We start from the raw sequence: 12,759 nt of genomic DNA, 5'->3' as shown, positions 1-12,759 counted from the left end.
GGCCCCCGGGAATGCGTGAACAGAATACGTGATTTGCGGGGCCGCAGGCCCTGCTTTAGGGTGTCGTCGGCTTAGTATCCAAGCCGGACGCCAGCCGCAACCCATGGCGCCGGCCCACCACAAAGCGGGAGGAGATGATGGCAGGGCCCCTCGACGACGCGATCGCCGATCCGAAATCCTATGCGAACGAGGACACCTACCACCGGGTGTTCGCCCAGCTGCGGCGCGAGGATCCGGTCCACTGGACCGAGCCCGCGGGCTATCGCCCGTTCTGGACCGTGTCGAAACACGCCGACATCATGGAGGTCGAGCGCCAGAACGACCTGTTCCTGAACGAGCCCCGCACGGTGCTCAGCCCGATCGACATCGAGCGCAAGGTGGCCGAGGCGATGGGCGAAGGCGGCATGGTCTTCCGCACCCTGGTCAGCATGGACAACCCGGACCATCGCGGCTACCGCAACATGACCCACGCCTATTTCATGCCGCCCAACGTGCGCAAGCTCGAGGCCGGCGTGAATGCCCTGGCCCGGCAATATGTCGATCGCATGGTCGGCATGAATGGGGCCTGCGACTTCGTGAAGGACGTCGGCGTCTGGTACCCCTTGCGCGTCATCATGCAGATCCTGGGCGTGCCGCCTGAGGACGAGCCCCTGATGCTGAAGCTGACGCAGGAGAATTTCGGGCCGCAGGACCCCGATTCCGAGGGTGACGGGACCAACCTGGACACGCAGCAGAAGCTGTTCGCGTACTTTCGCAACGTCCTGCAGGACCGCCGCCGGAACCCCACCGACGACGTCGCCAGCGTGGTCGCCAACGCGACGATCAATGGCGAGCCGATCAGCGAGTTCGAGGCGCTGAGCTACTACGTCATCATCGCGGTTGCCGGGCATGACACGACCAGTTCGACCACGACCGGCGGCCTGCTGGCGCTGCTGCAGAATCCGGACCAGATGGACAAGCTGCGCCGCCAGCCCGAACTGCTGGGCTCGGCCGTCGACGAGATGCTGCGCTGGGTGACGCCGGTGAAGCACTTCTTCCGCACCGCGACACAGGACTATGTCCTGAACGGCAAGAAGATCGCCAAGGGCGACAACCTGATGATGTGCTACTGGTCCGGCAACCGGGACGAGGACGTGTTCGACGATCCCTTCGCCTTCCGCATCGACCGCTCGCCCAACAGGCACCTGGCCTTTGGCTATGGCGCCCATCTCTGCCTGGGCCAGCATCTGGCCAAGCTGGAGATCAAGGCCCTGTTCGCCGAAATTCTGGCCCGGATCGAGCACATCGAACTGGCGGGGGAGCCCGCCTGGACGGAAGCCAGCTTCGTCAGCGGCCTGAAGCGCATGCCGATCCGCTACACCCTCCGCCAGCAGGCGGCGTAGCGGCGATTTCCTCGTGCCTCTCGCGACCTCAGCCTGAGGTGCGGAGCGAAGCGCAGCCTCGAAGGACGGGCCGAGAGTGCTGATGGCCCATCCTTCGAGACGGGCCTGCGGCCCTCCTCAGGATGACGGGCGTGGAGAATCGTTCAGATAAAACAACGGCGTCATGCTGAGGAGCGGCGCGGAACGCGACGCGTCTCGAAGCATCTGGCCCCCGTCCACACTCCGCCAGCAGGCGGCCTAGCGGCGCTGGCCTGCTGAGCCCTTGTTCTGTGTGTAAAGGGCAGCATCAGCATCCTTCGGGCGCGCCTGCGGCCCTCCTCAGGATGACGACCGTGGAAAATAGTTCAGATAAAACAACGGCGTCATGCTGAGGAGCGGCGCGGAACGCGACGCGTCTCGAAGCATCTGGAACCACCCCTCCACCCTCCGCCCCTGGCCTGGGGCGTACCGGGCCCTTCCCACCGGCAGGGCCCTTTTTTCGGCCCTCGACCATTGGACTGACCTTTTTTTCGAACATGCGTTCGTTTGCGGTTGACGCCTGAACGGCGTTCAACAAAGCTCCTCTGCACGGATGACAACGCGGGCGCCGTGGCAAGAGCGCCCCGACCGAGAGGGAGGAGAGGCCATGGATTTCGACCTGCCCGCCGAGGACGATCCCCGCCGGCAAGAGGTTCGCGCCTGGTTCGCCGCGCATCCCAGGCCGTCCGGCGCGGAACTGCGCGACGCTGGCTTCGTCGTGCCCCACTGGCCGCGCCCCTGGGGCCTGGCGGCCGAGCCCGAGCTTCAGATCATCATCGACGAGGAGCTGAAGCGCGCCGGCATCCTGGCGCCCAACCTGGTCAACCCGGTTGCCGTCAACAACTGCGCGCAGTCCCTGCTGACCCATGGCACGCGGGTGCAGCAGGAGCGCTTCCTGCCCCCTGCCCTGGCCCTCGAAGAACTGTGGTGCATGCTGTTCAGCGAGCCGTCCGGCGGCTCCGACCTGGCCGCGCTGCGCACGACCGCCCGGCGCGAGGGCGAGCACTACGTGGTCAAGGGGCGCAAGATCTGGACTTCCCTGGCCCACAAGGCCAAGGTCGGCGTGCTCGTCGCACGCACGGATGCCAGCGCGCCCAAGCATCGCGGCCTGTCCATGTTCCTGGTCGACATGGATTGGCCCGGCATCCAGATCCGCCCGATCATCGACCTGTCGGGCAACGAGAACGAATACAACGAGGTCCTGCTGGACGAGGTGATCGTCCCCGCCGACCGCCTGCTGGGGCGGGAGGGCCAGGGCTGGGAACTGGCGACCAGCCAGCTCCAGACCGAGCGCATCGCCCTGTCCAAGCCGGGCGCCATCTGGGGCGGCGGCCCGTCCGCCCGCGAACTGGTCGACGGCCTGCACGAGATCGGCGCGCTGGCTGATCCGGTCGTGAAGGACCAGGCGGCCCAGCTCTATGTCGAGGGCGAGATCCTGCGCCTGCTCTCCTACCGCTCGCTCAGCGATCGGCTCAACGCGCGCGCCGCGGGGCCGGAAGCGGCGATCCGCAAGATGATCGCGGCACCCCATGGGCAGAAGGTGGTGGAACTGGCCAAGGCGGCCCAGGGACCCGCCGGCCTGCTCAAGGGTGAGCCCCCCTTCCCCTCCCAGGCCGAAAAGCTGGGAGCGGAAAAGAAGGGCATGGGCGGCATGTTCGACGACTGGGACTATGCTTTCTGGTTCAGTCCCGCCGTGACGCTGGGCGTCGGCACGCAGGAGATCCTGAAGAACGTCATTGCCGAGCGCGTGCTGGGCCTGCCGCGGGAGGCCGATCCGACCGCCCGCCTGCCCTTCGCAGACACGCTGGCCAAGGCCGCGGAATAGGGGAGCGACGCCCATGAACTTTGCCCTGAGCGACGATCACATCCTGCTGCGCGACAGCGCCGCCGCCGTCCTGGACAAGGAAGTGTCGCATGCCGCGCTTCTTGTCCCCGGCGCCACGGTCGCCGATGCCCCCTATGGCCACCTCTGGGAGAAGATTGCCGAGTTGGGCTGGCCCGGCCTGATCGTGCCGGAGGAGTTTGGCGGCTCTGGGCTGGACTGCCTGGACCTGTCGATGATCCTGGGCGAGATGGGCCGCACCCTGGCGCCATCCGCCTTCCTGGGCAGCCTGCTGGGCACCTGGGCGCTGCTGCGCTGCGGCTCGCCCGCCCAGAAGGCGCGCCTGTTGCCGGACGTTGCCCTGGGCCGGACGCGGCTGGCCCTGGCGGCGGCGGACGCGCACGGCCGCACGGAGGACGGCGCGTGCTCCGTCAGCGTAGGCACTGACGGGCGGCTGAGCGGCCGGTCGGGCTTCGTCCTGGATGCCGGCCATGCCGACACGCTCGTGGTGGCGGCGCGCCAGACGGATGGCCGCCGCGGCCTGTTCCTGGTCAAGGCGAAGGCACCCGGGGTCGCCATCACGATCCTGCCCTGGCGCGACATCACCCGGCAGGTCGCCCATGTCGACCTGGACGGGGCCGAGGGCGAGGTGCTGGCGGCCGACGATGCCGCGCACTGGCCCTGGATCCGCGACCGCGCCTTGATGGCGCTGGCCTGCGAGAGCGCGGCCGGCACGCGCCAGGTCCTGGACATGGCCAATGCCTATGCCAAGGAGCGCGTCGCCTTCGGCAAGCCGATCGGCGCCTATCAGGCGATCAAGCACCAGCTGGCGGACATGCTGGGACAGGTCGAATGCGCGCATGTCGCCGTGCTCTATGCCGCGGCCCGGCTGGCGGACGAGGCCCCGGATGGCAGCCTGGCCGCCGTCATGGCCCAGGCCTATGCCAGCGATGCCTATGTCGCGGCCTGCCGCCGCAACATCCAGATATTCGGGGCCATCGGCTTCACCTGGGAAATGGTCAATCACCTGTACCTGAAGAGGGCGCTGGGCAATGGCGAACTGTTCGGCAATGCCCGCCAGCACCGTGCCCGCGTGATCGACCTGGTCGTGCAGCAGAAGCTGGAGCGCGCGGCATGAGTGCGCCTGCCACAGCCAACCCGCGGGCGCTTGACGGCGTGCGCGTGGTCGACTTCTCGTCCATCGTCGCCGGCCCCTGGTGCACTCGCCTGCTGGCCGATTGCGGCGCCGATGTCATCAAGATCGAGCCGGTGGGCGATGGCGACCTGATGCGCTTCGTACCGCCGCTGGTCGATGGCGTCAGCGCCGTCTTCGCGCAGTTCAATTGCGGCAAGCGGTCGGTGACGCTGGACCTGAAGACGACGGACGGCCTGGCCCTGGCCCGCCGGCTGGCCGCCAGCGCGGATATCGTCGTGGAGAATTTCCGCCCCGGCGTCATGGCGCGCATGGGCCTGGGCTATGCCGACCTGGCGGCGCAGAATCCCAAACTCATCTATTGCTCCGTCTCCGGCTTCGGGCAGAGCGGACCACGCGCCGGCGATGCCGCCTATGCCCCGGTCGTCCATGCCCTCAGCGGCTTCGACATCGCCTTCCAGCGGGCCCAGGCGGCCCCGGGGGCGGAGGTGGCAAACGATGCCGTGCCGCCGTGCAGCGGCATCATGGTGGCCGACGTCGTGGCCGCCATCTATGCCTTTGGCGCGATCCAGACCGCCCTGGTGCAGCGCGAGCGCCACGGCATCGGCAGCCATGTCGACACGACCCTGCTCGATTCCATGATCAGCCTGCTCGGCATCCAGTACCAGGAGGCGCAGTCCGACCCACCGCTGAAGTCGGCGGTATTCCGGCCGACGCCCACGCTGGACGGCCATGTCATGGTCCCCGTCGTGTCGATGCGCAATTATCTGTCGCTCTATCCCGTGATCGGGCGGGACGACTGGCTGAAGGATGCGCGGTTCACCACCATGGGCGGCGCCATCGCCAACAAGCCGGAGATCGAGGCGGCGCTCAATGCCTGGGCCCGTGACTTGCCCACGGACACGGTCATCGCGACCCTGGGCAAGGCGGGCCTGGCCTGTGCGCCCTATCGGTCCGCCGGGGCCATGCTGGACGATGCGCATCTGCGGGAGCGCGGCAGTTTCACGACGCTCGCCAGCGGGCGCAGGGTGTCGAACCCGCCCTTCCGCCTGTCGGCCAGCGATTGTACCGTCCGCCCCTGGGTTGCGGGCCTGGGCGAGCATACGCGCGAAGTCCTGGCCGAGGCGCTGGCCGTGCCGGCGGCGGAGCTTGACCGCCTCTCGGCCGGTGGCGTCTTCGGGTGAGCGCCCGCCACGCGCTGAAGCCTGCGGGCCAGGACGCGCCCACAGGGGCGGCGGGGAAGCGGGACCTGCCCCCCTATCCGGCCAAGGCCCTGGCCGCGAAGGTCGCCAAGGCCGAAAGGACCCGCGCGCGCATCATCCGCGTGACCAAGGACCTGGTCTATCGCCTGGGCTCGGACCGGGTGACGCTGCGCAACATCGCGGCCGCCTCCCGCATGAAGCCCAGCAGCCTCTACTACCACTTCCGCTCCAAGGACGAGATCATCGAGGCGGTGCTGGACGACGGCATCGACCGTGGGCGAGAGGCGGTGGAGCGGGCCATCGCCGCTGCCGGCGAGGAGGCCCTGCCCCGGCTGGAGGCGGCCTTCCGTGCCCACCTGGCCCACGTCGTGGCCGAACGCCTGTCCTCGCGCATGGGGGCCATCCGCCGCCTCCCAGCCCGCATCCGCGACCGCCACATGGCGCGCGAGCGGGACTATGGCCAGATCTTCGCGCGCCTGCTGGCAGAGGCCCAGGCCGAGGGGCAGATCCGCGCCGACCTCGACCTCAGCCTGTTGCGCATGCTGGGCATGGGCGCCCTGACCTGGGCCGGCGAATGGTTCGACGACAGCCGCGCCCGGACCCTGGACGACATCGCCGACGAGTTCCTGAAGATCCTCAGGACCGGCGTCGTCCCGCCGTCCTGACTATTCGCCCAGGAAGCGCTGCGCGGCACCACTGCCAATATCGGCAAGAGCCCCAGCCGCAAGGCCGCTCGATTCAAGGTACGCCCCCAGCCCCTCCTGCATCAGCGGATAGGGATAGTCGGTGCCCAGCATGATCCGGCCGGGCGCCAGGTCCTGCGCGATCTGCGCCAGGTAGCGCCCGTCATAGACGTTGCTGTCGTAGTAGAGCCCGGCGGCAAGCGTGCTGGGCGTGCTCGCCAGCGTGCCGCCAAAGCCGTTCGTGATCGACCAGCCCTTGTCCATCCGCCGGACGATCGGCAGCAGGGCGCCGCCGCCATGGCTGAAGCCCAGGCGCAGTCGAGGGAAGCGCGCCGGCACGTTCGCCATGATCAGCGACGCCGCCGCCATGCCGACGTCGATGGGAAAGCCGACGAACGCCGTGAAGGCGGGATCGGCGCCGATCGCCTTGGTCGCGACCGGGTGCAAAGCGTGGACGAACACGGCCAGGTCCAGGGCCTCCGCCGCCTCCCACACCGGATCGAAGCGGGGATCGCCCAGCATGATGCCGTTGATGTTGCTGCCGATCTCGATCCCCGACAGGCCGAAGCGCGGCCCAAGGTCCCGCATCATGGCGACGGCGGCGGGAACGTCCTGCATCGGCACCATGCCAAGCCCCCGGAAGCGCTGCGGCGCCCGGGCAATCATCTCGGCCATGTCGCCGTTGACATGGTCGCACAGGATCTGGGCATCGCCGGTCGCGAACCAGTAGGACAGCAGTTCCGGCATTGGCGACAGGACCTGCACCGCGACCCCTTCCCGCTCCATGTCGGCCAGGCGGCGCTCGGTATCCCACGAGCGGTCGTCGACCCGGCGGAACGGCTTGCCGTCGATCATCAGGGTGACGTCGACCGCGGAATGACAGTGCAGGCAGGGCCAGCGCGGATTGTCCGGCGGCGCTGCCGGAAAGCGCCCCGGCATCACATGGCAGTGAACGTCGATCAGACCGGCCATTCTCGATCTCCCATCCGCTCATTCCCGCGAAAGCGGGAATCCAGGGGCCGCCCGCACAGCGCCGCTGGCCCTGGGTCCCGCTATCGCGGGATTGAGCGGGGTTGTTTGTGTGTCTAGAGCAGGCCGGGGAACTGGCCGCCGTCCAGCAGCAGGTTCTGGCCGGTGATGTAGCCGGCCTGGACGCTGCACAGGAAGGCGCAGGCGGCACCGAATTCCTCGGCCGTGCCGAAGCGGCGGGCGGGGATCTGCGCCCGCTGCGCGTCCTGGAACTTCTCCAGCGGCACGCCGCGCGCGCCGGCCATCTTCTGGTGGTTGGAGCGCAGGCGGTCGGTGTCGAACTGGCCGGGCAGGACGCTGTTGATCGTGACGCCGTGCTGCGCCACGTCGCGGGCCAGGCCACCGCAGAAGCCGGTCAGGCCGGCCCGCGCCCCGTTCGACAGGCCCAGGATGGCGACCGGCTGCTTCACCATGTGGCTGGTGATGTTGACGATGCGGCCAAAGCGCCTGGCGATCATGCCGTCGATCACCGCCTGGATCAGGAAGATGGCGCTCAGCATGTTGTTGTCGAGCGCCTTGATCCACGCCTCGCGGTCCCAGTCGCGGAAGTCGCCGGGCGGCGGCCCGCCCGCATTGTTGATCAGGATATCCGGCTGGGGGCAGGCCTCCAGCACCGCCTTGCGCCCCGCCTCGGTCGTCACGTCGGCTGAGATCGTGCGCACGGGCGTGCCGGTCTGCGCCTCGATCTCCTGCGCCGTCGTGGTCAGGCGCTCGGGATCGCGCGCCGCGATCAGGACGTCCACCCCATCGGCCGCCAGCGCCGTCGCCGTGCCCCGGCCCAGCCCTGCGCTGCCCCCGCACACGATCGCCCGCCGTCCCCTGATGCCCAGGTCCATTTAAGCCTCGCTTCTTTCAAGAGCCACCTCATCCTGAGGAGGCCGAAGGCCGTCTCGAAGGATGGGCAGCGCGCACTGGCGGCCCATCCTTCGAGGCTACGCTGCGCTTCGCACCTCAGGATGAGGCGGGAAAATGGGACAGCGCATCACAGCATCGTGCTGCCGCCATTGACGCTGACCACCTGCCCCGTGACGAAGCTGGCCTCGTCCCGGGCCAGATAGGCAACCATGGAGGCGACCTCCGTCATCTCCGCGGGTCGGCCCTTGGGGATCACGTCGGTGAACTTCTGGAACAGCGGGTTGCCCGACGCCTTGGCCGCGTCGACCAGCGGCGTGCGCACCATGCACGGTGCCACCGTGTTGATCGTGATCTCATAGGGCGCAAACTCGCGGGCCAGGCCCGTGGTCAGGCCGTGCATCCCGCCCTTGGCCGCGTTATAGGCGGCGTGTTCCCACAGGCCGTTGCGCACGGAATCGGCGCCCACATTGACGATGCGGCCATAGTTCTGCGCGATCATGTGCGGCAGGACCGCCCGGCAGGCCCACAGGCAGGTCCACAGGTTGCGGTCCAGCGTGGCCCGCAGCGTCTCCGGCGTATGGTCCAGGAACTTGCGGATCACGCCGCCGCCGGCATTGTTGACCAGGATGTCGACGCGGCCATGCGCCTGGACGGCGGCATCGACCAGGGCGTTCGTCACGTCCTCCCGGGACAGGTCGCCGGGAACGGCGATCGCGCCCAGTTCGTCGGCCAGGGCCTTCAGCTCCGCCTCCGCCAGGTCGCCCAGGGCAAGCTTCGCCCCCTCTTCATGCAGACGCCGGGCGATGGCCTGGCCGATGGGGCTGGCCGCCCCGGTGACGACGGCGACCCGCCCCTCGAATCCCCGCATGGTCAGGCTCCGGCGCCAAGCGGCTCGATCTTGCCGATGCTGGCAAACCGGGTATCCGGCACCGCGCCCCAATAGTCGACCGACTGCGGGCCCAGCGGCATCAGGCGCGGCGGCCGGGGGTCGACCTCCGGGAATTCCTCCATGCCAAAGCTGTATTCGACGGTCATGCCGTCGGGATCCAGGAAATAGAGGAACATCGATTCCGAGGGCGGATGGCGCCCGGGTCCGAACACGATCGGGACCTCATGCTTCCTGCAGCGCCACAGCGCCTTGCCGATGTCGTCCACCTCCGTGACCATGAAATTCACATGGTGGAAGCCCTGGCGCGGCCCGCCGCCGATCCCAAGGCTGTGGTGGAACGGGTTGGGGAAGCAGCGCAGGAACGACACGGCCCCCTCGATCCGGTCAGAGACGCGGAAGTTCATCTGCTCCGTCAGGAACGCCTCGGCAGCGGGACGGTCGGCCACGTTCAGGACGACATGGCCCAGGCGGGCGATCTTGGTATGGCTCGGCTCGAACGGCGCGGCGGCGGCCATGCCGCAGAAATACTCGAACGTGGCGCCGCTATTGGGCTCGGTCGTGCGGAAGGCGGCCTGCACCGCCAGCCCCGCGCACTCCGCCGGGGCGACATCCTGGATCGGCAGGCCCAGCGCCGTGAAATGGGCCCGCGCCGCCGCCAGGCTTGCGGCATTTTCCATGCCCCAGGCCAGGCGCTTCAGCCCCGCGACCTCCCCCTGCTGCAGCAGCAGGTCGTGGTGGTTGGCGGTGCAGCGGAACAGCACCTGGTCGCTGCGTGCCGCATCGACCCGCGTCAGGCCGACCACCGTTTCGTAGAAGGCGGCGGAGCGCGCAAGGTCGCTCACGTTCAGCGCCACATAGCCCAGCCTGTCATAGCGGATGTCGCTCGCAGCCATGGTCCCGTCCTCCCTGGACTTTTCGTGTCTCGTTGGTGCTCAGACGATGATGCTGATGCGTCCCTGCGGTCGCAGGCTGCTCATGTCGAGGAGCGAGCGCTTGGCCGCGATCCTCAGCCGGCCATCGACCTGCCTCAGGCGATAGCGGTGGTGGCCGCAATAGACGTCCGTCATGTCGGCCTTTGAGCGATAGGTGGCGAATGCGGCCCCCACGGTCACGTCGTCCCCCTCCTGCCCCAGGATGCGCACGTTGCTGACCATGTGCAGCGTGTCGGAGCGGGGATACTCGGCATGCGCCGTCGTCTTCTTCAGACGGTCGACGCGGTGGCGCAGGCGGTCATAATCGTCGGCGATATAGAACAGCGTCTGCGCCGGATCGGCATCGTCGCGGGCGCCTGCCGCAGGCACTTCGTAGGTGGCGCCTTCGACGAACAGGTCCAGCCATTCGTCCAGGCGCCACTCGTCCAGCAGCGCCGCCTCGTCATAGAGGAAGTCCTCGACCGCCGAACGGGTCAGGATGCGCGGGGCAATCGTCATGGCGGCGCCCTCAATTCTCGGCGACGAAGGCCGCGACGCGGCGGTCCCATTCCCGCCAGAAGGCGCGCATCTGCGCCTCGTCGTCGGTGGCCGGAACCGGCTTCATCATGCCCTTGGAAATGTCGTTCCAGGGCGCTTCCCGCCGGTTGCGGTAACCCTTCTGGCAGGCCTCCAGCGCTTCCACGTCGTCGGGCGTGGCAAAGCCGCCGGGGCCCAGGAACTCCAGGAAGTTGAACAGTCGGCGCTTGCGGAACTCGACCGGCTCGCCCACGGGCGCCAGCGCCCAGGCGTTCACGTTCATGTAGTCCGGCTCTTCGGGATAGAAGGTGCGGACCGTCACCGCCATCACGTCGTTGATGACGAGATTGGGAAAGACGCCCAGGTTGCGGTTCTTGCGCGCGATGCGCTCCGCCCGCTCCGCACCGAAGCGGGCGGTCAGGTTGGCCTTGATCCCGTCGATCGCGGTCCGACCTTCCTCGCCCCAGGCCGGGATCCATTGCGCGACCGGCCGGCCCCAGGGTGCTGGTCCCTCCACCACCGCATGGCCATGGCCCAGGTCGTGGGCCCGGCTGTTCTGGGTGGCCCCGCCCGAAAAGACGCTCATGTCGAGGGCGCCGACCGAGTTGCCCAGATAATCGAAGTAGGTCGCATGGGTCGAAACGGCGTGGTAGCCGTCATAGGAATTCTCGACCAGCAGCTTCCAGTTGGCGCGCACCGCGTATTCCTGGGTGCCGCCCACGATCTCCATGCCGGCCTCGCCATGGTCCATGATCAGGTCGATGAACTCCTTGGCGTTGGCCAGGTACTCCTCAAGCCCGATGGCGTTGGCGTCGAAATTCACGAAATACAGGCCGCGATAGGATTCCAGTCGCGGCACCGCGGGCATGTTCTTGCAGCCGTCGGCGTTGAAGTTCTCAGGGTAATTGCCATTGGCGATGCGGGTGGCAAAGGCGCCGTTATTGTTGAACGCCCAGCCATGGTAGAAGCACTGGAAGCCCAGGGCATTGCCCGTCTTCTCGCGCACGACCATGGCCCCGCGATGCGGGCAGACGTTCATGAAGCAGTGGACCGCACCGCCCCGGTCGCGGCTGAAGACCAGCTCGCGGCCCGCCACGCTGCGCGTCAGGAAATCGTTGTTGTTGGGGATCTCGCTGTCGTGCCCGACATAGATCCAGCAGCGGTCGAAGATCGCCGCGCGCTCGATCTCCAGGATCTCCTTCTGGGTGAAGGCGGCGCGGGCGACCAGGAACTGGAACCGCTCGCTCTCCTCCCGCACCCAGGGGGACAGGCCTCCCCGGCCGACACCGACCTGCGGCACCGTGTGCAGCGTCATGTCCAACCTCCCTTTTCCCGGCGCAAGGCCGGCATCCCGTTGTCCCGGGATCCTGCGCGGGCTTGTCCGCGCCCTTGGAGGGAAGACTAGTCGCTTTGGTCAGACCATTCAAGCTGAACAGCGTAAAGCTGTCGATTTCCGGGTGGACGCTCAGTCGGGCGTCCGCTCCGCCTTGGGCCGGGTCGCCGCCAGGAACTCCGACAGGCGCAGGAAGTGCCGGCGCATCACGGCGCTGGCCCGGTCCGCATCGCGTGCCCGCAGGTGGACCATGAACTCGCGCCGCACTTCCGCCAGGTCGTAGAGCGGACGGATCTCCAGGCGGGAGACGATGCTGGCCACGATCTCGGCAAAGGACTGGGTGATGAGGACCAGCGCGTTGTTGTGGGTCGCCGCCGCCAGCAGCTCATAGAACTGCACGCTGTATTGCAGGTAGTCGCCGATGCGCCCCGTCCGGGACAGTTCGTCGACCCGGGCGATGTCGGCCTCCATCGCCAGGAAGTCCGCCTCCTCCGCCCGCTCGCAGGCCAAGCGCACGACCACGTCCTCGATCAGGATGCGGGCCTCCGTGATCTCCTCGATCGAGACGTGGCCCAGCGCGACCATGTCCGAAAACGACCGCGTGAGGGCGGAGCGGCCGTCCAGCACCAGGGCGCTGCCCTTGGCCCCCCGCTGCTTGCGCACAAGCCCTGAATTCTCCAGGTTGCGCAGCGCCTCGCGGATGACGGCACGGCTGACGCCGTGCAGCACGGCCAGGTCGCGTTCAGCCGGCAACTGGTCGCCCGGCGTCAGTTCCCCCAGCAGGATCTGCTGCTTGATCCGCTCGCACACGACCTCGTAAAGCCGGGTCGCATCGAAGCGGCGCATCGCGGCCGCGGCCCGGTCGGCGCTCATGCGGCCGGTTGCTTTCGTGAAGTTGCCTGGTCTGCCATGACCGCAGTCTAGCGCGCCTGGGCGGCACAGGGA

12 protein-coding genes are annotated in these 12,759 nt (G+C 68.2%); 5 read left to right on the top strand and 7 right to left on the bottom strand.

The features are described 5' to 3' along the window. The first annotated feature begins 137 nt into the window (after positions 1-137). The 5 genes from ACI6GS_RS15500 (at position 138) to ACI6GS_RS15480 (ending at position 6,242) form a co-directional block, all read left to right on the top strand. Positions 138-1,382 (top strand): cytochrome P450, encoded by a 1,245-nt coding sequence (locus ACI6GS_RS15500; protein WP_439814354.1) that lies wholly within the window; start codon positions 138-140, stop codon positions 1,380-1,382. A gap of 625 nt (positions 1,383-2,007) precedes the next feature. After that, positions 2,008-3,225 carry an acyl-CoA dehydrogenase family protein gene (locus tag ACI6GS_RS15495; RefSeq protein WP_439814353.1) on the top strand — a complete coding sequence of 406 codons (1,218 nt, stop codon included), beginning with the start codon at positions 2,008-2,010 and terminating at the stop codon, positions 3,223-3,225. Positions 3,226-3,238: 13 nt separating this feature from the next. After that, entirely contained in the window at positions 3,239-4,360 is a 1,122-nt protein-coding gene (locus ACI6GS_RS15490) for an acyl-CoA dehydrogenase family protein (RefSeq protein ID WP_439814352.1), read from the top strand. Beyond that, positions 4,357-5,559, top strand: coding sequence for a CaiB/BaiF CoA transferase family protein (locus ACI6GS_RS15485; protein WP_439814351.1), 1,203 nt, complete (start codon positions 4,357-4,359; stop codon positions 5,557-5,559). The genes ACI6GS_RS15490 and ACI6GS_RS15485 overlap by 4 nt, the downstream gene beginning before the upstream one ends. Further along, positions 5,556-6,242: a TetR family transcriptional regulator gene (locus tag ACI6GS_RS15480; RefSeq protein WP_439814350.1), complete on the top strand. Its 687-nt coding sequence runs from the start codon at positions 5,556-5,558 to the stop codon at positions 6,240-6,242. The genes ACI6GS_RS15485 and ACI6GS_RS15480 overlap by 4 nt, the downstream gene beginning before the upstream one ends. Here ACI6GS_RS15480 and ACI6GS_RS15475 read toward each other — a convergent pair whose 3' ends face one another. The 7 genes from ACI6GS_RS15475 to ACI6GS_RS15445 all read right to left on the bottom strand — a co-directional run bounded on the left by ACI6GS_RS15475 (position 6,243) and on the right by ACI6GS_RS15445 (position 12,687). Continuing rightward, entirely contained in the window at positions 6,243-7,232 is a 990-nt protein-coding gene (locus ACI6GS_RS15475) for an amidohydrolase family protein (protein WP_439814349.1), read from the bottom strand. Positions 7,233-7,345: 113 nt separating this feature from the next. Further along, positions 7,346-8,125: an SDR family oxidoreductase gene (locus tag ACI6GS_RS15470; RefSeq protein ID WP_439814348.1), complete on the bottom strand. Its 780-nt coding sequence runs from the start codon at positions 8,123-8,125 to the stop codon at positions 7,346-7,348. A gap of 146 nt (positions 8,126-8,271) precedes the next feature. Next, on the bottom strand, positions 8,272-9,012 hold the full coding sequence (locus ACI6GS_RS15465) for an SDR family oxidoreductase (protein ID WP_439814347.1): 741 nt from the start codon (positions 9,010-9,012) through the stop codon (positions 8,272-8,274). 2 nt (positions 9,013-9,014) lie between these two features. After that, entirely contained in the window at positions 9,015-9,926 is a 912-nt protein-coding gene (locus tag ACI6GS_RS15460; protein ID WP_439814346.1) for a VOC family protein, read from the bottom strand. Between the two features lie 39 nt (positions 9,927-9,965). Further along, a complete protein-coding gene (locus tag ACI6GS_RS15455) occupies positions 9,966-10,463 on the bottom strand; it encodes an aromatic-ring-hydroxylating dioxygenase subunit beta (RefSeq protein WP_439814345.1) in 498 nt (165 codons plus the stop codon). A gap of 10 nt (positions 10,464-10,473) precedes the next feature. Next, positions 10,474-11,796, bottom strand: coding sequence for an aromatic ring-hydroxylating oxygenase subunit alpha (locus ACI6GS_RS15450; RefSeq protein ID WP_439814344.1), 1,323 nt, complete (start codon positions 11,794-11,796; stop codon positions 10,474-10,476). A 150-nt stretch (positions 11,797-11,946) separates the two neighbouring features. Further along, entirely contained in the window at positions 11,947-12,687 is a 741-nt protein-coding gene (locus tag ACI6GS_RS15445; RefSeq protein ID WP_439814343.1) for a FadR/GntR family transcriptional regulator, read from the bottom strand. Positions 12,688-12,759: the final 72 nt, after the last annotated feature.

The sequence above is a fragment of the Zavarzinia sp. CC-PAN008 genome, from assembly GCF_051903925.1.
Lineage (GTDB): Bacteria > Pseudomonadota > Alphaproteobacteria > Zavarziniales > Zavarziniaceae.
This window is presented reverse-complemented; position numbering and strand designations above follow the sequence as displayed.